We start from the raw sequence: 21,522 nt of genomic DNA, 5'->3' as shown, positions 1-21,522 counted from the left end.
CGATGAAGATTTTGAAACGCATCCTTCGCCTGTTTTTCTACACGCTGCTGATCGTGGCGGCGGCGGGCATCGGCGCGCTGGTCGTGCTGACCAAGACCGAGCGCGGCCGCGAAAATCTCGCCGGCATCATCTCTGACATGGCCTCGTCAAGGGACAGCAAAGTCACGGTCAGCGGCATTAACGGTATCTGGTCCGGCGCGCTGACGGTCGACCATGTCGTGCTGGAAGACCGCGAGGGCGCCTGGCTGGTGGCCCGCAAGGTGGCCATCGACTGGTCGCCGCTGGCGCTGCTGTCGAAGAATTTCAGCGCCGACCGCATAGCGGCCGAACGGATAGAATTGGCACGGCTGCCTGTGGCGAGCACCGAGCCGAGCAAGAGCGGGTCGGGCGGCCTGCCGGTTTCGCTTGATATCAGAGCGATCGATTTGCCGGAGATCGCGCTCGGCCAGCAACTTGCCGGCAGCGGCATTGCCGAACTTGCGGCCAAGGGATCGGCCAAGGTCGATGCGTCGCCACTGGCGATCCAGACGGTGCTCAACGTTACCCGCCATGACGGCAAGCAAGGCAATGTCGACGCCAACATCCACTTCGCGCCGGATGAAAACAAGCTCGACCTCGATCTCAAGGCTTCCGAGCCGGCCGGCGGCATCATCGCCAACCTGCTCAAGCTACCCGGCGCGCCGCCGGTCAACATCGTCGTCTCGGGCACCGGGCCGCTGGCCAACTGGAGCGGCATCGGCACCTTCATGGTCGACGGTCAGATCGTTACCCAGCTCACCGGCCGGCACCAGCTCACCGACAAGGGCAACCGGATCGAGGCCAAGGGCGACGGTTCGTTCGAAGGCTTCCTGCCGGAACGGTTCAAGTCGCTGTTTGCCGGCAAGACCAGCTTCGACCTAGCCGGCACCGCGACCGCGGCCGGCGGCGTCGACATCGAGCGCGCTGCGATCGAGAGCGACGCAGTTCATGGTACCGCTGCCGGCATGGTCGACCCCAACGGCGCCAGCGACCTTTCGGTCGAACTCGTGGTCAAAGCCAAGCCGGTCACGGTCAATGCCGGTACCCAGGCGCAGCCGATCATGGTGGCCATCAACAATGTGACCGCGCGCGCCTTCGGTGACGGCAAGGCGCCGATGATTGACGCCAGCGCTTCGCTCGTCTCGGTGGTTGCGGGCGGTTCTCAGGTGAACAATCTCGATGCGCGGATCCATTCCGACGGTTTCGACATCGAGAACCGCAGCGGCCCGGTCAGCGTGTCGCTGGCGGCGGCCGGGCTGAAGACCGACGTCGCGACGCTGGCCCCGCTGGTCACCGGCAAGCTGACGGCCTCTCTTTCCGGCTCGATCAGCAAGGATGAGATCTCGCTCGATGAGGGTACGCTGCGCAGCGATGCGCTCAATGCCGGGCTGACGGCCAAGGTGGCGCTGGCCGACCTCGCCATGACGCTCAAGATGAATGCCGATGCGGTGTCGACGGCGCTGCCGCCGCAGATCAGTTCACTGCTTGGCGAACGGGTCAAATTCTCGGCGACCGCGACGCGCGATCCGCAGGGCTCTTTCGCCGCCAACTCGATCGAACTCACTTCCGGTTCGCTGAGCGCCAGCGGCACCGCCAGCGCGCAAGGCAGCGATATCCAGGCCGACATCAAGGGCAAGCTCGGCGACGTCTCGGTGCTGTCTTCGCTGGTCGGCGTGCCGATCGCCGGCGGGGTCGATTTCGCGCTGACGGCAAGCGGCGCGCGCAACGCACCGGATTTCTCGGTTTCGGCCGACAGTGCCAGCCTGACGGCCTCCGGCCGCACCGTCAAGGACATCAAGCTGACCGCATCGGGCAAGGCCGACATTGTGAGCCCGGCCGCAGATGTCTCGCTGACCGGCGCGGTCGACGAACAGCCGCTCGCCATCAAGGCGGCGCTGGTGACGAGCGATGGCAAGCGCTCCATCAAGGGGCTCAGCGTAGCGCTGGGCGACAACAAGGTGTCGGGCGACCTCACGCTCGATGAAAAATTCCTGCCGCTGGGGACGCTGACGATCTCCGCCCCCGATATCGCGCCGCTGGCGTCGCTGGCCGGGCAGACGGCGGCCGGCGATATCGGCGGCACCGTGGTGTTCGCCAAAGACGGCGAGGCTCCCACTGTCACCATCAATGCAGCCAGCGTGTCGATCGCGCGCGGTGATGTGGCAGCCAAGGCAGTCACCGTCAGCGCACTGATCGCCAACTATCTCAACAGCCCTGCGATCTCCGGCACGATCAAGGCCGAGAGCGTGACCTCGGGAACGACCGTCGTCAGTGGCATCGGCGTCGACCTCAAGCGTGACGGCGACTGGACGAATTTCACCGGCGGCGCAACCATATCAGGCATTCCGGCGACAGCTGCCGGGCGGGCGAAGATTGCCGGGGGCGCGACCAGCGTCGAGATCGCGTCCGGCGAGGCGACGGTGCGCGGCATCAAGGTGGCGATCGCCGAGCCGTCGAGCCTGACCATTGCCGATGGCATAACCAACATTCAAAGGCTGGTAGTCGATCTCGGCGGCGGCTCGGTGACGCTGTCGGGCACGGTGGGCCAGACGCTCGATCTGGCGGCGACCTTCTCGGCGCTGCCGGCTGCGCTTGCCAATGGCTTTTCGCCCGGCCTCGATGCCGCGGGCACGCTCGACGGCACGGCGCAAATCACCGGGCCGTCAGCAAATCCCGACATTCGCTTTAATGCAAAACTGGCCGGCGCCGAGACCAGCCAGACCCGTCAGGCCGGGCTCGGACCGCTCGATGTCGATGCGGCCGGCAGCTATTCGACGGCCGGCGGCGTCGTGCTGGATCAGGCGACGCTGTCGGGCCAAAAAATCTCCGGCAAGGCCGCCGGCACCGTCAACCCGAACGGCGCCAGCGATTTCGCGCTCGATCTGACATCGTCCGGTCCGAGCCTGCCGTTGACGCTGGGCAGCGCGGAAAGCCCGATCAAGCTCGAATTGCAGGCGCTGTCGGTGAAGGCGGCCGGGCAGGCTGCGCAAGCCAAGCTCGACATCTCGGCGGTACTGCCTTCGGTGGCGACGGATGACGCCAAGGTCGAGGGCATTGCGCTTGCGCTGCATTCCGATGCATTTGATCTGAGAAGCCGCACCGGTCCGATCTCGGGCACGGTGACGGCGGACAAGATCGGTCTGGACAATCCGACCATCGCACCGCTGATCGCCGGCAAAGTCACCGCCAAGGTCGCGGGCAGCCTGGCGGCCGATGCGATCACCATCGACAGCGGCTCGGTGCAGGGCGATGCGCTGGGCAGCGCCTTCAATGGCCGTGTCGGCTTTGCCGATGGAGCAATCGACCTCAACCTCAACGCCGACGTGCTGTCGGCGGCGTTGCCGGCGGCGGCGCGCAGCGTGCTGGCAGAGCGCACGCAGCTCAGCGCCACGCTGAAGCGGGATGCCAATGGCAATGTCAGCGCCAATCCGGTCACGCTGGCGTCGGGCGCACTGACCGCGGACGGTCAGGCCAGCCTCGCCGACAACAAGCTTAGCGCAAATATCAAGGGTGCACTGGCCGACATCTCGCTGTTGTCGAAAGATGCCAAAGGCGCGATCAGCTTTGCACTCAACGCGCAGGGGCCCAGCCTGGCCCCGGATCTGTCGCTGACGGTCAGCAGCGACCGGCTTCTCGTGGCGGAACGCGAAATCACCGGGTTGAAGCTGACCGCCACCGGCAAGGCCGATGCCGCCAATCCGGCGGCCAATGTGCAACTGACCGGCAATGTTGCTGGGCAGGCGCTGCAAGGCAGCGCGGTGCTGGCGACGGCGGACGGCAAGAGCGCCATCAACGGCCTGCTGCTGTCGCTCGGCAAGAACAAGATTTCCGGCGACCTTGCGCTCGACGAGGCTTTCGTGCCGGTCGGCACCATCGCGCTCGACCTGCCGGATATCGGGCCCCTGGCGGCGCTGGCGCTGGAAAAGGCCGAAGGCGACGTGCGCGGCACCATCGCCTTCTCAAAGACCGCGGATGGCCCGAACGTCGCCGTCAAGGCTGCGACCGCTTCGATTACGCGCGGCGACCTGCAGGCGAAGACGGTGTCGATCGATGCGCTGGTCGCCAACTATCTCGCCGCGCCGGTCATCTCGGGCAAAATTCGCGCCGACAGCGTCATTTCCGGCGGCACCGCCATCAGCGGCATCGATGTCGATTTGAAGCGCGACGGCGACTGGACCGGGTTTTCCGGCGGCGCCACCGTCAAGGGCATTCCGGCGAAGGCTGCGGGCAGGATAAAGGTGGCTGGCGGCACCACCACCATCGAACTCGCTTCCGGCCAGGCCACGGTGCAGGGCATCAAGGCGGCCATCGCCCAGGCCTCGACCGTCAGCATCGCCAACGGCACAACGACGCTGGACAAGCTGGTGCTCAATCTCGGTGGCGGCACGGCGACGGTGACCGGCAAGGTCGGGCAGGCACTCGACATCAGTGCCGCGCTGTCGAAGGTGCCGGCTTCGCTGGCCAACAGTTTTTCGCCGGGCCTCCAGGCCGCCGGTTCGATTTCAGGGACTGTGAAGGTGACGGGCGCGTTGGGCAATCCGGCTGTCGCCTTCGATATCGATGCCGGCGGGGTGCAGACCTCGCAGACGCGCAGCGCCGGTCTTGGCGGCATGAATATCTCTTCGTCGGGAACATTTGCCGGCAAGAAGCTCACCTTCAACGCCGACATCAGCGACGGCGCCGGGCTTGGCCTCAAGGGCGGCGGTACGGTGACGACGGCCGGCACACCAGCGCTGGTGCTCGACTTCAACGGCAAGGTGCCATTTTCCTTCCTGGCCGCCAAGCTTGCGGCGCAAGGCCTGTCGCTCAGCGGCACCGCCAACGTCAATATCCAGATGCGCGGCCCGGCGGCGTCGCCGGTGATCGGCGGCACGGTCAGCACGTCGGGCGCCCGCCTGGTCGACGCGCGCTCCGGCCTTGCCGTCAACGACATTGCCGCCGACATTTCGATCGGCAACGGCGTTGCCCGGATCAACCGGCTGACCGGCACGCTGTCGACACGCGGCAGCCTGTCGGCCTCCGGCACCCTCGGCATCAATCCGGCGCAAGGTTTCCCAGCCGATTTGTCTATCAAGCTGGTTGACGGCCGCTATACCGACGGCAGGGTGGTGACAGCCAATCTCGGCGGCGACCTGACCATCAAGGGGCCGCTCACCTCGGCGCCGGTGATTTCGGGCACCGTCAATCTGGCCAAGACCGTCATCACCGTTCCCGATAAGCTGCCGGGCTCGCTGGCAGCGCTCGGTGTCAAGCACAAGAACGCGCCCGCCTCCGTGCGGGCGCAGGACAAGGCCTTGCGACCGGCGGCGGCCAGCGGGGGTGGCGGCAGTGGGCTTGTCCTCGACGTCACGGTCAATGCGCCGAACCAGATCTTCATCCAGGGCAGGGGCGTCGATGCCGAGTTCGGCGGTTCGCTGAGGCTGACCGGCCCGGCGGCTTCGCCGCAGGCGGTCGGCACCTTCACCTTGCAGCGTGGGCGGCTGTCGATCCTCGGCAAGCGGCTGACCTTTACCGAAGGCACGGTCGGCTTTTCGGGCTCGCTGGTGCCCTACCTCAACTTGACCGCGACATCGACCACGACCAGCGCCACCGTCACCATCGTCGTCTCGGGCGAAGCGACCAATCCGAAATTCGACTTCTCATCGGTGCCGGCGCTGCCCGAGGACGAGGTGCTGGCGCAGCTGATTTTCGGCCGCTCTATGTCGAACCTGTCGCCGCTGCAGATCGCGCAGCTGGCCGAGGCCGCCGGCCAACTGGCCGGCGTCGGCGGCTCGACCTCGCTGCTCGAAAACCTGCGCAGTGCAATCGGCGTCGACGACCTGGATGTGACCACCGATGACCAGGGCGGCACCGCCGTGTCGGCGGGCAAGTACCTCAATGACCGCACCTATGTGACGATCCAGAAAGGCGACAGGCCAGGGTCGGGCAAGGCGACGATCGACCTCAATGTCGGACGCGGCGTCAAGCTGCGCGGCGAGGCCAATGATGGCGGCGAGGCCAAGGGCGGCATATTCTACGAAAAGGAATATTGAGTTCCTGGCCCTTACCGCCACCGGAACTGGCGCTGTCTCAACCCGCCCAAATGTATCAATTACTCGCCTAAGCAGATTCCGGCGGAATCTGGGCGCGCTAGCACTTTTGCGCCAAGTCTGTCGTTATCACGCGAACCGCTCCCTTTTCAAAGTTGCACATTCCCTAACAGGTTCCGTAGCCATGCCGTCTTTGACATCACGGCAGGGATGCGGAATGTTAAAAGGCGGAAAGCCAACAATGGGAGTTAAGGTATGACAAATTACAAGAGTAATGGCGATCGCGTTCCCGATCACATCCTGGCCATGGCCGAAGAAGCCAAGGCAGGCAAAGTCGATCGCCGCGAGTTCCTCGCCATGGCGAGCGTGTTCGGCGCGTCGACTGCGATGGCCTACGGCATGCTCGGCGTAGCCGTGCCGACCCAAGCCAGGGCCGAAGAGGTGCAGGGCAAGAAGGGCGGCATCCTTAAAGTCGCGCAATGGGTCAAGGATCCCAAGGATCCGCGCAAGGCCGACTGGTCGGAAATCGCCAATGCCGAGCGTCAGGCGCTTGAGCCGCTGGTCAAGTACACCAGCGAATACACGTTCCGCCCGTACCTTCTGGAGAGCTGGGAGGTCAACGACGACGCCACCGAGTACACGTTGCATGTGCGCAAGGGTGTGACCTGGTCGAATGGCGATGCCTTCACCGCCGATGACGTCATCTTCAATCTCAAGCGCTGGGCCGACAAGAAGGCCGAGGGCAATTCCATGCCTGGCCGTCTCGGCACGCTGGTCAAGGACGACAAGCTCGACGAAAGCGCCGTGACCAAGGTTGACGACCACACCGTCAAGCTGAAGCTCGGCAAGGCTGACATCGCGCTCATTCCGAACATGTGCGACTATCCCGGCCTCATCGTGCACAAGAGCTTCGACGAGAAGGGCGGCGACTTCAAAGCCTGCCCGATCGGTACCGGCCCGTTCGAGCTCGTCTCCTACGATGTCGGCCAGAAAGTGGTCTACAAGCGCCGCGAGGACAACAAGTGGTGGGACGGCGAGGTGTTCCTCGACGGCATCGAATTCGTCGACTACGGCACCGATCCGGCAGCCATGGTCAGTGCCTTCGAGGCCGGCGAAGTCCATACCAATTTCGAGACCTCGGCCGACTATGTGTCAATCCTCGACGGACTGGACCTGGTCAAGTCCGAAATCGTCACCGCGTCGACCATCGTGTGCCGCACCAACATCAACAACAAGCCTTACGGCGACCAGAAGGTACGCAACGCGCTGCAACTCGCGGTCGACAACAATGTCGTCCTGCAGCTTGGCTACGGAAATGCCGGCACGGTGGCTGAAAACCACCATGTCTGCCAAATCCACCCGGAATATTACGAGCTGCCCAAAGTCGCTCGCGATCCGGCCAAGGCCAAGGCGCTGATGGCGGAAGCCGGCCAGGCCGACTTCGAGCATGAGCTGATCACGGTCGACGAAGACTGGCACAAGAATACCGGCGACGCCATCGCCGCGCAGATGCGCGACGCCGGCCTCAAGGTAAAGCGCACGGTGCTGCCGGGCTCGACGTTCTGGAACGACTGGACCAAGTATCCGCTGTCGATGACCAACTGGAACATGCGCCCGCTCGGCGTTCAGGTTCTGGCGATCGGCTACCGCACCGGCGAGGCGTGGAACGAGTCGGCCTATTCCAACCCCGAATGGGATGCCAAGCTCAATGCAGCATTGGCCGTTGCCGATGCGGCCAAGCGCAAGGAGATGATGAAGGACATCGAGCAGATCCTGCAGGATTCCGGCATCATGATCCAGCCATACTGGCGCAAGCTCTACAGCCACTCGGTCAAGGCGGTGCAGAATTACAAGATGCATCCGACCTTCGAGCGCGACTACGGCAAGGTCTGGCTCGACCAGGCGTGATCGGAACGTCAGGGAAGGGGCGCTTCGCTCCTTCCCGTCACGCCTCGCTTGGTCCAGAACCGGAAGCCGCCGCAGCAAAAAGTTGCGGACTCTCCTGAAAGACCGTTCAATAAAACTGGGTTGATTGCATCCGAGTGCCGATTTGACGGCCAACTCTGCCGGCAACGGCAAAGCTGGTTTTTCGAACTGGCTCCAACCCCAACCAGACCGGCAGGGGACCGCCATGCTTTCTTTCGTAATCCGGCGTCTCGGCACCATGGCATTGACGATGCTGTGCCTGACGATGATCGTCTTCTTCCTGATCAACCTCGAGCCGAATTTGAAGAAGCTGGCGATCAGCCAGACCGAAATGCACACATCGGCCGAACAGCTCGAAAGCTGGCTGGTCAACCATGGCTACCGGCAGAACTTCTTCGTGCGCTACGGGCAATGGCTGGGCGTCGTCCCGAAGCAACCGGTGACCGATCCGGCGACCGGCAAGCCGACGCAGCGTTTCTCCTTCTGCAACGATCCGCTGGAGCCGAAATTCTCCGGCATCCTGGAAGGTGATTTCGGCTGCTCGACGAAGTTCAAAACCTCCGTTGCGTCAAAGCTCTTCCCCGCACTCGCCGCCACCGGCATTCTGATGCTCTGCGTGCTGTTGGTGATGGTACCGATTTCGCTGCTGATCGGCATCCTGGCCGGCATGCGCGAGGGCTCGCGAACGGACCGAACGCTGTCCGTCGCCTCGATCGCGTCGACGGCGACGCCCGAATATGTGTCCGGCGTCATCTTCACCGTCATCTTCGCCTCCTGGCTCGGCTGGCTGAACGGTTCGGCCGCCTCGGCAAGCCAGGGCATCACCTTCTACAATTTCACCCTGCCGGTGATGACGCTGGCGATCTACGGCATCGGCTACATCGCCCGCATGACGCGCGCCTCGATGGTCGAGGTGATGACGCAGCAATATATCCGCACCGCCCGGCTGAAGGGGCTTTCCTTCGGCAGCGTCGTCGTCAAGCACGCGCTGCGTAATGCGCTGATCGCGCCGTTCACCGTCATCATGCTGCAATTTCCCTGGCTGCTTACCGGCGTCGTCATCGTCGAGGTGATGTTCCGCTACCAGGGCTTTGGCTACACGCTGGTCGAAGCCGCCGGCAACAACGACATCGATCTGCTGCTTGGCTGTTCACTGGTCTCGGTGTTCATCGTGCTGATCACGCAGCTCATCTCGGATGTCGGCTACGCGTTCCTCAATCCGCGTATCAGAGTTCAATAGGGGGCTGGGGCAGATGCAGGTCGAATATATCGGTGCCTTCAATGTCGTGCTCGGCGTGATTGGGCGTTTCTGGCCGGTCTGGTTAGGGCTTGCCCTGGTGATGGGAGCGAGCTTCGCCTACAAGAAAAGGCTCGGCCTCTACGGCCAGCTGTTCGATAGCGGCGTCGGCATAGTGGGTGTCGGCATCTGCCTGTTCTGGCTGTTCACGGCAATCTTCGCGTCGACCGTCGCGCCCTTCGATCCGCTCGCCCAGGTGCCGATCATGAAGGATGCGCTGCCGGGCGCGCTCGAGCCGGTATCGAAACTCATCTACTATTTCGGCGGCGACAAGCTCGCCCGCGATGTCTTTTCGCGCATGGTCTATGGCAGCCAGATCGTGCTGATCATCGCACCGGCTGCGACCGGTTTCGCGCTGATGGTCGGCATTACGCTCGGTCTGCCCGCCGGCTACTATGGCGGCCGGATCGACACCGTGCTGTCCTTCCTGGCCAATCTGGTGCTGGCCTTCCCGGTGATCCTGCTGTTCTACCTGCTGGTGACGCCGGGCATCATGGATACGCCGATCCCATACGCCATGGCCGGGCTGTTCTTCCTGTTCCCGATCATCTTCTTTTCGGTGCTGTTCTGGACCCGCTACAAGAACCGGCCGGACCGCCTCTATATATTGCTCGGGCTGACGCTGATCATCGGCGGCTGGGTCTATGCCGGCCTGGTGTTCGACGCCGATCCGTTCAAGATCATCCACATCGATCCCAACCAGCTCAACATCTTCGTGGCGGTGGTGTTCGCCTCCAGCCCCGGCGTATTCCGCATCGTGCGCGGCCTGGTGATGGACATCAAGACGCGCGACTATGTGGCGGCGGCGCAGACGCGCGGTGAATCGCCCTGGTACATCATGCTGTGGGAGATCCTGCCCAATGCGCGCGGGCCGCTGATCGTCGATGCCTGCCTGCGCATCGGCTACACCACGATCCTGCTCGGCACGCTCGGCTATTTCGGGCTGGGCCTGGCGCCGGAGAGCCCGGACTGGGGCACCGCAATCAAGGACGCCAGCCGCCTGCTGCGCTCCTTCATCCACCCGGCGCTGCCGCCGACGATCGCGCTGATGTCGTTCGTGCTGGGCTTGAACCTGCTTGCCGACTCGCTGCGCGAACAATCGATGAAAGACTGATCTGCGGGTTTCGGCCCGCGAGCATGAAAATAGGATTGGAGCGACCCATGAATGAGGCAGTTCGAAATCCCGGCAACCCGACCCTTGGGCCAAGCGCTGCGCCGATCATCGAGATCGAGAACCTGTCGATCTCCTTCTTCACCCGCAAGGGCGAGATCCCCGCCGTCATGGACTTTTCCTGCACGGTGATGCCGGGCGAAGCCATGGGCATCGTCGGCGAGTCCGGCTGCGGCAAGTCGACCGTGTCGCTCGGCATCATGCGCGACCTCTCCAACATCGGAAAGATCGTCGGCGGCAAGATCAAGTTCCAGGGCAAGGACATGGGCGAGCTGTCCGACGAGGAGTTGCGCTCCATCCGCGGCAACAAGATCGCCATGATCTACCAGGAGCCGATGGCGAGCCTCAATCCGGCGATGAAGGTCGGCCAGCAATTGATGGAAGTGCCGCTGATCCACGACAAGGTGTCGAAGGAAGAGGCTTACAAAAGGGCGCTCGAAATGGTGCGCTCGGTGAGATTGCCCGATCCCGAACGCATGATGCGTTCCTATCCGCACCAGCTGTCCGGCGGCCAGCAGCAGCGCATCGTCATTGCCATGGCGCTGCTGTCGAAGCCGGCGCTGCTTCTGCTCGATGAACCGACGACGGCGCTCGACGTGACGGTGGAGGCCGGCATCGTCGAACTGGTCAAGGGGCTGGGCGAGAAGTTCGGCACGTCGATGATCTTCGTGTCGCACAATCTGGGCCTCATCCTCGAGACCTGCGACCGCATCACGGTGATGTATTCGGGCGAAGCGGTCGAGACCGGCAAGATCAAGGACGTGTTCGACCGGATGCGCCATCCCTATACGCAAGGGCTGTTCCGCTCGATTCCGCTGCCGGGCGCCGACAAGAATTCGCGGCCGCTGATCTCTATCCCCGGCCAGTTGCCGCTGCCGCATGAGCGGCCCAAGGGCTGCAATTTCGGCCCGCGCTGCCACCATTTCGTTGAGGGCGTCTGCAATGCCGCCGAAATCCCGATGATCGAGGTCGCCGGTCACGAAGGGCATTTCTCGCGCTGCGTGCGCTTCAACGAGATCGACTGGGAAGCGCTGCCTCCCGGCGCCAAGAAGGTCAATGAGAAGGTCGTGCCCGGCGCGCCGGTGCTCAAGATCGAGGATTTGAGAAAATACTACAAGGTCGGCGGCAGCGAAGTGTTCGGCTCCAGCGAAGGCCGCGTGGTCAAGGCCAATGAGACGATCTCGTTCATGGCGCGCGAATCCGAGACCGTCGCCATCGTCGGCGAGTCCGGCTGCGGAAAGTCGACACTGGCCAAGGTCCTGCTGGGGCTGGAGACGGCAAGTGCCGGCACAGTGACGCTGGGCAACAAGGAGATCCAGTCGACCGGCATCGAGAAGCGCAGCGTCGAAACGGTGTCGTCGATCCAGATGGTGTTCCAGAACCCGTTCGATACACTCAATCCCAGCCACTCCGTCGGTTCGCAGATCATCCGCACGCTGGAAAAATTCAAAGTCGGCAACAATGTCGCCGAGCGGCGCAAGCGCATGCTGGAGCTGCTCGACCTGGTGAAGCTGCCGCGGGCCTTCGAGACGCGCAAGCCGCGTCAGCTCTCAGGCGGCCAGAAGCAGCGCATCGGCGTGGCGCGTGCCTTTGCCGGCGATGCCAAGGTGGTGGTGGCCGACGAGCCGGTGTCGGCACTCGACGTCTCGGTGCAGGCGGCGGTGACCGAGCTGCTGATGGACATCCAGCGCAAGAACAAGACGACGATGCTGTTCATCAGCCACGATCTGTCCGTCGTGCGCTACATCGCCGACCGCGTCGTCGTCATGTATCTCGGCTACATCGTCGAGCAGGGCACGACCGACCAGATCTTCGCGCCACCCTATCACCCCTACACAGAGGCGCTGCTGTCGGCGATCCCGATCGCCGACACCAGCGTGGTCAAACGGCACATCGTGCTCGAAGGCGATATCCCGTCGGCGATGAACCCGCCGAGCGGCTGCCCGTTCCAGACGCGCTGCGGCTACAAGAGGCTGGTGCCGGACAATCTGTGCGAGACCAAGGTGCCGCCGGTGAAGCATCTCGGCGATGGCCATATGAGCCTGTGCTGGCTGTCGGACGATGTGCTGGCGACGATGGAGCCGGTGATCAAGTTCGACAGGGAACACGCAGCGCATGAGGGCGTGCCGGAAGACGCACCGGATGGGATCGGCCCCGGTTTCGCCGGCGAACCGCCGAAGCGCCCGCATGGCAAGAAGCCGAGCTGACCAGCCATAGAGGCAATGCCGCTCGTTGGCGCATTGCCGCAGCGTCGCCATAGCTCAAGGAACGACAGCTACGTTCGCTTGAATATTGCTGTCCATTGCTTTATGTGATGCGTGATGTTTGATGCGCCATAGGGAGCATATTGTGAGAACCACACTTGCAATCGATGACGATGTCCTACTTGCGGCCAAGGCCATGGCGCGACAGCAGGATCGCAGCGTTGGCGACGTCATTTCCGATCTGGCTCGCCGCTCACTGCGCAGGCCCCCGACCGGCGGTGAACGCAACGGCATCCCCTTGCTTGCATCGCGGCCCGACGGCCCGATGGTCGATCTCGAAATGGTCAATGCGCTTCGCGACGAATTGCCGTGACCTTCCTGCTCGACGTCAATGTGTTGATTGCGTTGATCGATCCGGCTCACGTCGCGCATGAAGATGCCCATCGGTGGTTCCAATCCTCCGGGCATTTATCATGGGCAACATGTCCCATTACCGAGAATGGCGTCATCAGGATTGTAAGCAACCCGAAATACCCCAATTCTCCGGGTTCGCCCGCCGTGGTGGCGCAGGTTGTCGGCAAGCTGCATGCCCTTTCAGGACATCAGTTCTGGCCTGACGAGATCAGCCTTGTCGGTTCCAACGACATCGATGCAGCCAGGATCCTCACCCCGGCACAGGTAACGGATAGCTATCTGTTGGGACTCGCCAAGGCGCGTGACGGCCAATTGGCGACGTTTGACCGAAAGCTGTCGACGGCAGCGGTAAAGGGAGGGAGGTCGATCCTCCACCTGATCCCAAGCGAATGAATTGCTGAGTTCCGCTTCGATCGCAAACTGCGTGGCTGCAAGACCGCTTGGCAACGTCAGCTGCCGCATTGCTGCAGCTGTTCGGCATAGTCGCGGGCCATCTTTTCGGTCGCCCTGGCATAGCCCTGCACGCCGGCATCGCCACGGTTGCCACGGCCGTAGGCGGTCCAGCCAAGATAGTAGGCGAGATAGAGATTGTAGGTGTCGTTGCGGGCGACGCCGAACGTGTCTGATGTCTTGGAATGATACCAGCCGACGAAATCGACGGCATCGGCAAACTTGGTCCGCCTCGCCGCCCAACTGCCGGTTTCGCTCTGATATTGCGACCATGTGCCGTCGAGCGCCTGCGAGAAACCGGTGGCTGACGAGACATGTTTCCACGGAATGAAGCCGAGCAGTTTGGTACGCGGCGGCTTGGCATTGCTCTTGAAACCGGATTCCTTGCGCACCGTCGCCATCAGCACAGGGACGGGGACGCCGTATTTCTGCGAGGCGCGCTCGGCGGCCGACTGCCAGTTGTCGAACCAGCCGTCGTTCTGGTCGAAGACGGCGCAGACATTGTTGATATGGTTGGGCGGCGTCGCGCAGGCCGGCAAAGCCAGCAGCACGCCAACCGCTACAATTTTACTCAAACTCGAACTACGCATTGGAAAACGAATAGGCCGAAATCATAAAAGGAATCTTGCGGCGTTTCTTAACGGCTTGCCGGCCTGGCTGCGCTCAGTGGGCCTGTATCATTATTCCGGCCTTTCGCGTCGCCTTTATCTCCGTCAGAATTCAAAAATGCCGCCTTGGCTAAAATCACGTCCGCGAAGGGCGGATTTCTGACAGCGATGTCCGGATGCCGGCGCTCTGATGCCAGGCATGAATGAACCAAGACGCAAGCGCGGCGCGGAGCGAACCAGCAACCGGGGGCCCGCCGCCATCCCGCAACTTCCACTGCGGCGGGTGACCAATCCCTATCCGCCGATGGCGATGCTCTCAGTCGACCAGGTCGAAACGATCCACCAGGCGTCGATGCATATTCTGGAAAATTTCGGCATCGAGGTGATGTCTCAGCGGGCGCTGGCGCTGTTCGAGAAGGCGGGCGCAAAGGTCGACCATGCAACGGCGAACGTCCGCATCGACCGGGGCCTTGTCGCCGAGGCGCTGAAGACCACGCAGTCCAGCTATCGGCTGACGCCGCGCAACCCCGCCAACACCATTCATCTCGGCGGCAACACGATCAATTTCACCCTCGTCGCTGGGCCGCCCAATGTGCACGACATGGAGCGCGGCCGGCGCGCCGGAAACTTGCACGACTATGCCGATCTGACCCGGCTGGCGCAGCATTTCAACTGCATCCACATGCTCGGCAACCAGGTCTGCGCGCCGGTGGAACTGCCGGCCAACACCAGGCACATGGATACCTATTTCACCAATCTGACGCTGACCGACAAATCGTTCCATGTCTCGGCGATCGGACGAGGCCGGGCGCTGGACGGCATCGAGATGATGGCAATCGCGCGCGGGCTGACGCTGGACGAGATGCGCGATGATCCCGGCATTGCCACCATCATCTCGGTCAACTCGCCGCGGCGTTTCGACGAGATGATGGCCGAAGGGCTGATGACCATGGCTGAGTTCGGCCAGTCGGTGGCGGTGACGCCGTTCACGCTGATGGGCGCGATGAGCCCGGTGACGCTCGCCGGCGCCCTGGCGCAGCAGAATGCCGAGGCGCTGTTCGGCGTGGTGCTGACGCAACTGGTGCGCCCCGGCGCGCCAGTGATGTACGGCGCCTTCACCTCCAACGTCGACATGAAGTCGGGCGCGCCGGCCTTCGGAACGCCGGAGAACACCAAGGCCAACATCGCCTCGGGGCAATTGGCGCGGCGCTACAATCTGCCCTACCGCACGACACCGGGGTCGGCATCAAATGCGGCGGACGCGCAAGGCGCCTACGAGACGCTGATGGCGCTGTGGGGCGCTGTGCTTGGCCACGGCAACCTCGTCTATCATGCCGCCGGCTGGCAGGAAGGCGGGCTGACGGCATCGTTCGAAAAGCTCATCATCGATGTCGAGATGATCCAGCACATGATGGAATTCCTGCGCCCGATCGTCGTCGACGAGGCGGAGCTTGCTGTCGAGGCGCTGGGCGCGGTGCCGACCGGCGGCCATTTCTTCGGCGAACCGCACACGCTGGAACGCTATGCCACCGCCTTCTACCAGCCGATACTGTCCAACTGGCAGAATTACGAGGCATGGCAGGAGGCCGGCGGCCTCGACACCACGGCGCGCGCGACGCGGCTGTGGAAGAAGGCGCTGGAAGACTATGTCGAGCCGGTGATGGACATCGCCGTGCGCGAGGCGCTGGAGGCATACATGGCCAGGCGCAAGGAAGCGATCGGGCAGGGCGAGCCATGACTTTTTCAACATCGGCGCGCGGCACCCCCTCTGTCCTGCCGGGCATCTCCCCCTCAAGGGGGGAGATTGGCTGTCACGTTCTCTTTCGCCAATCATCAACCTTGAAAAGTATGCGGCAGGTTCGATGCCGCTGATCTCCCCCCTTGAGGGAGAGATGGCCGGCAGGCCAGAGGGGGGTAGCTTGGCGCTTCCTTTTCCGATTCATCCTACGCTCCCAACTCATTGATAACAGAGCAAAACTCATGAAATCGCATGCAAAGGTCGTGGTCATTGGCGGTGGCGTCGTCGGGTGCTCCGTGCTGTTCCATCTGGCGCGTCATGGCTGGACCGATGTCGTGCTTTTGGAGCGCGACGAGCTGACCTCCGGCTCGACCTGGCATGCGGCCGGCGGCATGCACACGATCAATGGCGACCCCAACGTCGCCAAGCTGCAGAAATACACGATCTCGCTCTACAAGGAGATCGAGGAGCTGTCGGGACAGGCGACCGGCGTACATCTGACCGGCGGCGTGCTTCTGGCGGCAACCGAGGCGCGGCTCGACTGGCTGCGCGGCGTCGTCGCCAAGGGGCGTTACCTCGGCATCGACCTCGAGGAGATATCGGCCAATGAAGCGGCCGAGCTGATGCCGCTGCTCGACCCGAAACAATTCGTCGGCGCCGTCCGCAACAAGGAGGACGGCCATCTCGATCCCTCCGGCGTGACGCATGCCTATGCCAAGGCCGCGCGGAAACTGGGCGCCGAGGTCGAGCGCTTCACCAAGGTCGAGGACATTGTGCGCCGGCCCGACGGCATGTGGCGCGTCATCACCAACAAGGGCGAAGTGGTGGCCGAGCATGTCGTCAATGCCGGCGGGTTATGGGCGCGCGAGGTCGGCCGCATGGTCGGGCTGGAGCTGCCGGTGCTGGCAATGGAGCACATGTACCTGATCACCGAGGATATGCCCGAGGTGGCGGCGTGGAACGCCAAGACGGGGACCGAGATCATCCATGCCGTCGATTTCGATGGTGAGCTGTACCTGCGCCAGGAGCGCGGCGGCATGCTGATGGGCACGTACGAGAAGGCCAATAAGGTCTGGTCCGAATTCCAGACGCCGTGGAATTTCGGTCATGAATTGCTGGAGCCGGACATCGACCGCATCGCGCCGTCGCTCGAAGTCGGCTTCCGCCATTTCCCGGCCTTCGAGAGGACCGGCATCAAGCAGATCATCAACGGGCCCTTCACCTTCGCGCCGGACGGCAATCCGCTGGTTGGGCCGGTGCGTGGCCTTCCCGGCTTCTGGGTCGCCTGCGGCGTCATGGCGGGCTTTTCACAAGGCGGCGGCGTCGGCCTGGCGCTGTCCAACTGGATGATCGAGGGCGATCCCGGCGCCGACATCTGGGCGATGGATGTCGCGCGCTACGGCGACTGGGCGACGATGGCCTACACCAATGCCAAGGTGCGCGAGAACTATTCGCGCCGCTTCTCGATCCGTTTCCCCAATGAGGAGCTGCCCGCCGGGCGGCAGCTGAAGACGACGCCGATCTATGATCTGCTGTCGGCCAAGGGCGCGCAATGGGGCGTGTCCTATGGGCTGGAAGTGCCGCTCTGGTTTGCGCCCGAGGGTGTCAAGGACGAGTTCTCGTGGCGGCGGTCCAGCGATTTCACCCATGTCGCCAATGAGGTCGCGACTGTTCGTGAGAGCGTCGGCCTGGCGGAGATTTCGAACTTCGCCAAATACAAGGTGACGGGAGAAGGGGCGGCTGCTTGGCTCGACCGGATCTTTGCCTGCAAGTTGCCGAAGCCCGGCCGCATGACGCTGGCGCCGATGTTGAAGGACGACGGCAAGCTCATCGGCGATTTCACGCTGGCCAATATCGGTGCCCCCAATTCCAACGGGACCGAGTGGTTCATCGCCGGCTCCGGTATCGCCGAGCAGTATCATATGCGCTGGTTCGAGGCACATTTACCTGCGGATAGCTCAGTGCGCATAGAGGCGCTGGGGCAGAAACTGACCGGTCTGGCGATCGCCGGACCCAAGGCGAGGGAGGTGCTGGCGAAGGTCAGCCGCGCGGATGTCGCCAACACCGCATTCCCCTTCATGGCGGTCGCGAAATTGGACATCGGCACGGCGCCGTGCCTGGTCGGCCGCGTCAGCTACACCGGCGATCTCGGCTACGAGATCTGGGTGGCGCCGGAATATCAGCGCGCTGCCTTCCAGGCGTTGATGGCGGCAGGCGCGGAATTCGGCCTCGGCCTGTTCGGCTCGCGCGCGCTCAATGCGCTGCGGCTGGAGAAAAACTACGGCTCATGGGCGCGTGAATACCGGCCGATCTACGGGCCGCTGGAGGCCGGACTCGACCGTTTCGTCGCCTATGGCAAGGATGCCGATTTCATCGGCAAAACCGGCGCTCTTGCCGAGCGCAAGCAGGGCGGCAAGCTCAGGCTGCGCACATTTATCCTCGATGCCGACGATGCCGATGTCATCGGCGACGAGCCGATCTGGTACGATGGCGCAGTCCGCGGTTGGGTGACCTCAGGCGGCTATGCGCATCACTCGAAAAAATCCGTCGCCATCGGCTATGTGCCGAAGGAGATCGCCGATGAGAGCGACGGCTTCGAGATCGAACTTTTGGGCAAGCGCCACGCGGCGCGCGTTCAGGCAGCGCCGCTCTTTGACGCGAACTTCGAGCGAATGCGCGCCTGAAGCGCTTCGGCTTCGCCGAGGCGCTTCAGATTCCTTTGTGCATGTCGTTATCCCAAAACCGCTGCGCACCTTTGGGCGACATGCATCAGGCGCGTCAGGTGCTGCGGCGGTTGTCGAGCGCGAAGGCGCCGGCGCCGGCAAACACCAGATAGAGGAAGATGAAGCAGAAGGAGATCGCCGCGTCGCCGCTGTTGTTGACCGGGAAGAAGTCGCGCGGGTAGTGCGCCATGAAATACGCGATGGCCATCTCGCCGGCCAGCAGGAACGCGACCGGGCGGGTGAACAGACCGAGCGCCAGCAGGATGCCACCGGCGAATTCCAGGATGCCTGCCGTCGCCGTCAGGCCGCTAAGAGCGTGAGGCTCGGCGCTGACCGGAAAATTGAACAGTTTCTGCGAGCCATGCTCGAGGAACTGCAGGGCCGTCATGATGCGCAGGACGCCGAGTGCCTGCGGCTGAAATCTGGCGAGACCGTCAAAAAGCTTCATCTAAACTCCATTTTTCCAACCATGTGGCCCGGCCATAAATCATCACCCGGCGCTGGACCATTCACTTCCCATGGCCTGTCATCAACAATCGGTGATGCAATTATTTCCAGTCTGACTTCGAAATCTGCTCTCGTTATGGTTGCATACATCTCGTTAAAGTTGTATATCTGCGTGTAAGACACTCCAAACCAAACGGGTTCCTTCGCCATGAAAAAAGTCGCCGTCAGCCTGTTCGCAATTCTCGCAAGCACCAGTTTCGCCATGGCCGCTGATGCTGGCTGCGATGCCTTCAAATGGCCGGTGACACGCGAGCAGGAACTGTTTCCGGCAGCGCCCGCCGCGCAGTCCGGTGCCTCTCTTGCTTTCGGCGAAGCCGCGGATATGGCGCTGGAGCCGGTCGATGCGGTCAGCTTCACCGTCTCACCGCAACGCGCGCCGGCAGCCGGCACGTTCGGCGCGACGGCAAACGTGGCCGTGCCACCGGAAGGAGAGCTCCAGATCAGCCTGTCCGATGAGGCCTGGGTCGACGTCATTCAGGATGGCCAGGCCGTGAAATCAGCGGGTTTCAGCGGCGTGAAGACCTGCCCCGGCATCCGCAAGAGCGTGCGCTTCAAGCTGACGCCTGGCGCAGCCACGATCCAGCTCAGCGGCGCCAGGAAAGAGAACCTCAAGGTCGCGGTGCTGGCGCCGGAGTGACCGCGCCCGGAGGCGCGTCTCATCGCACCGGCGGCGCGATGAGAGCAGTTCCGTGCAGGCGAGTACCGGAGGGGATCAGCGGCCCGGCGCGATCAGCGCGAAATAAGCGCCTTGCGGATCGGTGAACTGGGCAATCCATTGGCCGGTCGGCACCGGCATCGGACCCATGACAATCTTGCCGCCATTGTCGGTGACGCGTTTGGCGGCTGCGTCGATGGCGTCGACATTGAAGTAGAACAGCCAGACCGGCACCGGCAGCTGTTGCGGCTTGTTCATGATGCCGCCGCCGGATTCAGGGCCGGCTGAGAAGGTCTGATAGATGCCCATCTCGCCGACGTCCATGCTGCCGGCATCAGTCCAGCCGAACTGGCTTGAGTAGAAATCGAAGGCCTTCTGGCGGTCGGACGCATAAAGCTCGTGCCAGCCGACATGGCCCGGCGTCGTTGCCGGAAGGACGGGCTGGTCGGGCCCATTGGGCTGCAGGAACATGAAGGCGGCGCCTTGCGGGTCGGCGACGACGGAGAAGCGGCCGACGCCGGGAATGTCGTCGGGTTCGCGGTGAACAGCCCCGCCGGCCGCTTTCAGTGCCTCGGTCGAGGCAACGGTATCGCTGGTGCGGATATAGCCGAACCAGGCCGGCTTCAGACCCGTCCTGGCTGCTTCCTCGGGCAGGGTCATCAGCCCGCCGACGCCACGCTCGGCGGAGTTCACCACGATATAGCGCGGCATGCCGGGCGCCTTGTCGAAGGGCTCGGCCCGCCAGCCGACCACGGTGGTGTAAAATGCTTGCGCCGCATCGAGGTCGCTGGTCATCAACTCGTACCAGAAGAAGGGCATTGGGGATTTCGGCATTTTCGGTCTCCTCACCTTCATGCATAGATCGTCGTCCGATCCATCAAAGGACGTTTTCAGCGACGCGAATCCGACAGCGAAGCGGAGAAAGTTCAACGGCTGCGTTGACACATCGTTCCGCACTTCGTCCCGCTCGACGCCTTGCACGTGCGGCGGTTTTCGACTTTCCTTGGGCAAACGAGGGGTAGTCGTTTCATGCGCCTTATGTCGCTCACGCCTGAGCTTGTGTCACTGTGTCATCGCGAAGAGGTCGATCCCGGGCCGGACGGCAGCTGGACGCAGCTGAACGACGAGGATTTTCGCACGCTTGCCTTACAGCTCTCCGACGAAGCCGATGCGGGGCCGTTATGGGTGTTCGCCTATGGCTCGTTGATCTGGAAGCCGGCTTTCGAGTCCGTCGAACGCCAGCGCGCCACTGCGTTTGGCTGGCATCGCTCCTTCTGCCTCGACATGGTGCGCTGGCGCGGCAGCGTCGCGCAGCCGGGGCTGATGATGGCGCTCGAACGCGGCGGCCGATGCGACGGCGTCATCTACCGCCTGCCCGACGGCGACAAGCCGCAGCAGATCGAAAGATTGTTGCGGCGCGAGATCGACGACCATGAGAGTGTCAGCTCGGTCCGGTGGGTTCCCGTGCGCACGGAGCAGGGCCGGATACGGGCGCTCGGCTTCTGGGTCGGGGTGACGGGCAGGGGAACCTCGCTCGGGCAGCCGCTGGATCGGGTGGCGAGGGTGCTTGCCAGAGCCTGCGGCCATGTCGGCTCAGGCGCGGAATATCTCTACAACACCGTCAGCCACCTTGAGGAATTCGGCATCCGCGACCGCAATCTGTGGCGGCTGCAGCAACTGGTTGCCAACGAGATCAGGTCGATCCATGGCGGCGCTACGAGCACTGGCTTTTCGCCCGTGACATAGGCCATAACATGAGTGGTCCGATCATATTATCAGCTA

At 63.2% G+C, this 21,522-nt stretch carries 14 protein-coding genes; 11 read left to right on the top strand and 3 right to left on the bottom strand.

What is annotated here, in order from left to right:
- Positions 1-2: 2 nt before the first annotated feature.
- The 7 genes from AC3EMP_RS26000 to AC3EMP_RS25970 all read left to right on the top strand — a co-directional run bounded on the left by AC3EMP_RS26000 (position 3) and on the right by AC3EMP_RS25970 (position 13,452).
- The gene (locus AC3EMP_RS26000; RefSeq protein WP_352710929.1) at positions 3-6,050 is read left to right on the top strand and encodes a translocation/assembly module TamB domain-containing protein; all 6,048 of its coding nucleotides are present in this window, start codon (positions 3-5) and stop codon (positions 6,048-6,050) included.
- A 252-nt stretch (positions 6,051-6,302) separates the two neighbouring features.
- Positions 6,303-7,955, top strand: coding sequence for an ABC transporter substrate-binding protein (locus tag AC3EMP_RS25995; RefSeq protein ID WP_023668187.1), 1,653 nt, complete (start codon positions 6,303-6,305; stop codon positions 7,953-7,955).
- A gap of 223 nt (positions 7,956-8,178) precedes the next feature.
- Positions 8,179-9,213, top strand: coding sequence for an ABC transporter permease (locus AC3EMP_RS25990; protein ID WP_023668188.1), 1,035 nt, complete (start codon positions 8,179-8,181; stop codon positions 9,211-9,213).
- 13 nt (positions 9,214-9,226) lie between these two features.
- Positions 9,227-10,384: an ABC transporter permease gene (locus tag AC3EMP_RS25985; RefSeq protein WP_023668189.1), complete on the top strand. Its 1,158-nt coding sequence runs from the start codon at positions 9,227-9,229 to the stop codon at positions 10,382-10,384.
- A 47-nt stretch (positions 10,385-10,431) separates the two neighbouring features.
- Complete coding sequence (locus AC3EMP_RS25980; protein WP_023668190.1) at positions 10,432-12,648, top strand: dipeptide ABC transporter ATP-binding protein; 2,217 nt, start codon at positions 10,432-10,434, stop codon at positions 12,646-12,648.
- 142 nt (positions 12,649-12,790) lie between these two features.
- On the top strand, positions 12,791-13,018 hold the full coding sequence (locus AC3EMP_RS25975) for a hypothetical protein (RefSeq protein ID WP_023668191.1): 228 nt from the start codon (positions 12,791-12,793) through the stop codon (positions 13,016-13,018).
- Complete coding sequence (locus tag AC3EMP_RS25970) at positions 13,015-13,452, top strand: TA system VapC family ribonuclease toxin (RefSeq protein ID WP_023668192.1); 438 nt, start codon at positions 13,015-13,017, stop codon at positions 13,450-13,452. The genes AC3EMP_RS25975 and AC3EMP_RS25970 overlap by 4 nt, the downstream gene beginning before the upstream one ends.
- A gap of 56 nt (positions 13,453-13,508) precedes the next feature.
- On the opposite strand, the gene AC3EMP_RS25965 is transcribed toward AC3EMP_RS25970, so the two are convergent.
- Positions 13,509-14,099, bottom strand: a complete 591-nt coding sequence (locus AC3EMP_RS25965) for a transglycosylase SLT domain-containing protein (protein WP_023735994.1) — start codon at positions 14,097-14,099, stop codon at positions 13,509-13,511.
- Positions 14,100-14,316: 217 nt separating this feature from the next.
- On the opposite strand from AC3EMP_RS25965, the gene AC3EMP_RS25960 reads away from it, so the two are divergent.
- Both AC3EMP_RS25960 and AC3EMP_RS25955 read left to right on the top strand, forming a co-directional pair.
- Positions 14,317-15,855, top strand: a complete 1,539-nt coding sequence (locus AC3EMP_RS25960; protein ID WP_352710933.1) for a trimethylamine methyltransferase family protein — start codon at positions 14,317-14,319, stop codon at positions 15,853-15,855.
- Between the two features lie 242 nt (positions 15,856-16,097).
- A complete protein-coding gene (locus tag AC3EMP_RS25955) occupies positions 16,098-18,539 on the top strand; it encodes a GcvT family protein (RefSeq protein WP_352710935.1) in 2,442 nt (813 codons plus the stop codon).
- A gap of 94 nt (positions 18,540-18,633) precedes the next feature.
- Here AC3EMP_RS25955 and AC3EMP_RS25950 read toward each other — a convergent pair whose 3' ends face one another.
- On the bottom strand, positions 18,634-19,026 hold the full coding sequence (locus AC3EMP_RS25950; RefSeq protein WP_023707718.1) for a DoxX family protein: 393 nt from the start codon (positions 19,024-19,026) through the stop codon (positions 18,634-18,636).
- A gap of 207 nt (positions 19,027-19,233) precedes the next feature.
- On the opposite strand from AC3EMP_RS25950, the gene AC3EMP_RS25945 reads away from it, so the two are divergent.
- On the top strand, positions 19,234-19,722 hold the full coding sequence (locus AC3EMP_RS25945) for a hypothetical protein (RefSeq protein ID WP_352710937.1): 489 nt from the start codon (positions 19,234-19,236) through the stop codon (positions 19,720-19,722).
- A gap of 75 nt (positions 19,723-19,797) precedes the next feature.
- On the opposite strand, the gene AC3EMP_RS25940 is transcribed toward AC3EMP_RS25945, so the two are convergent.
- Positions 19,798-20,574 (bottom strand): VOC family protein, encoded by a 777-nt coding sequence (locus AC3EMP_RS25940; protein ID WP_352710940.1) that lies wholly within the window; start codon positions 20,572-20,574, stop codon positions 19,798-19,800.
- A 195-nt stretch (positions 20,575-20,769) separates the two neighbouring features.
- Between AC3EMP_RS25940 and AC3EMP_RS25935 the strand changes: the two genes are divergently transcribed.
- Entirely contained in the window at positions 20,770-21,486 is a 717-nt protein-coding gene (locus AC3EMP_RS25935) for a gamma-glutamylcyclotransferase (protein ID WP_352710942.1), read from the top strand.
- The last annotated feature ends 36 nt before the right edge of the window (positions 21,487-21,522 follow it).

The sequence above is a fragment of the Mesorhizobium sp. P160219 genome (assembly GCF_057786095.1).
This window is presented reverse-complemented; position numbering and strand designations above follow the sequence as displayed.

What these genes read in the sequence shown, in the direction of transcription:
- AC3EMP_RS25980 (WP_023668190.1), top strand. Translation starts at nt 10,432, where the DNA reads ATGAATGAGGCAGTTCGAAATCCCGGCAACCCGACCCTTGGGCCAAGC.
- AC3EMP_RS25990 (WP_023668188.1), top strand. Translation starts at nt 8,179, where the DNA reads ATGCTTTCTTTCGTAATCCGGCGTCTCGGCACCATGGCATTGACGATG.
- AC3EMP_RS25955 (WP_352710935.1), top strand. Translation starts at nt 16,098, where the DNA reads ATGAAATCGCATGCAAAGGTCGTGGTCATTGGCGGTGGCGTCGTCGGG.
- AC3EMP_RS25995 (WP_023668187.1), top strand. Translation starts at nt 6,303, where the DNA reads ATGACAAATTACAAGAGTAATGGCGATCGCGTTCCCGATCACATCCTG.
- AC3EMP_RS25950 (WP_023707718.1), bottom strand. Translation starts at nt 19,026, where the DNA reads ATGAAGCTTTTTGACGGTCTCGCCAGATTTCAGCCGCAGGCACTCGGC.
- AC3EMP_RS26000 (WP_352710929.1), top strand. Translation starts at nt 3, where the DNA reads ATGAAGATTTTGAAACGCATCCTTCGCCTGTTTTTCTACACGCTGCTG.
- AC3EMP_RS25960 (WP_352710933.1), top strand. Translation starts at nt 14,317, where the DNA reads ATGAATGAACCAAGACGCAAGCGCGGCGCGGAGCGAACCAGCAACCGG.
- AC3EMP_RS25935 (WP_352710942.1), top strand. Translation starts at nt 20,770, where the DNA reads ATGCGCCTTATGTCGCTCACGCCTGAGCTTGTGTCACTGTGTCATCGC.
- AC3EMP_RS25945 (WP_352710937.1), top strand. Translation starts at nt 19,234, where the DNA reads ATGAAAAAAGTCGCCGTCAGCCTGTTCGCAATTCTCGCAAGCACCAGT.
- AC3EMP_RS25965 (WP_023735994.1), bottom strand. Translation starts at nt 14,099, where the DNA reads ATGCGTAGTTCGAGTTTGAGTAAAATTGTAGCGGTTGGCGTGCTGCTG.
- AC3EMP_RS25940 (WP_352710940.1), bottom strand. Translation starts at nt 20,574, where the DNA reads ATGCCGAAATCCCCAATGCCCTTCTTCTGGTACGAGTTGATGACCAGC.
- AC3EMP_RS25985 (WP_023668189.1), top strand. Translation starts at nt 9,227, where the DNA reads ATGCAGGTCGAATATATCGGTGCCTTCAATGTCGTGCTCGGCGTGATT.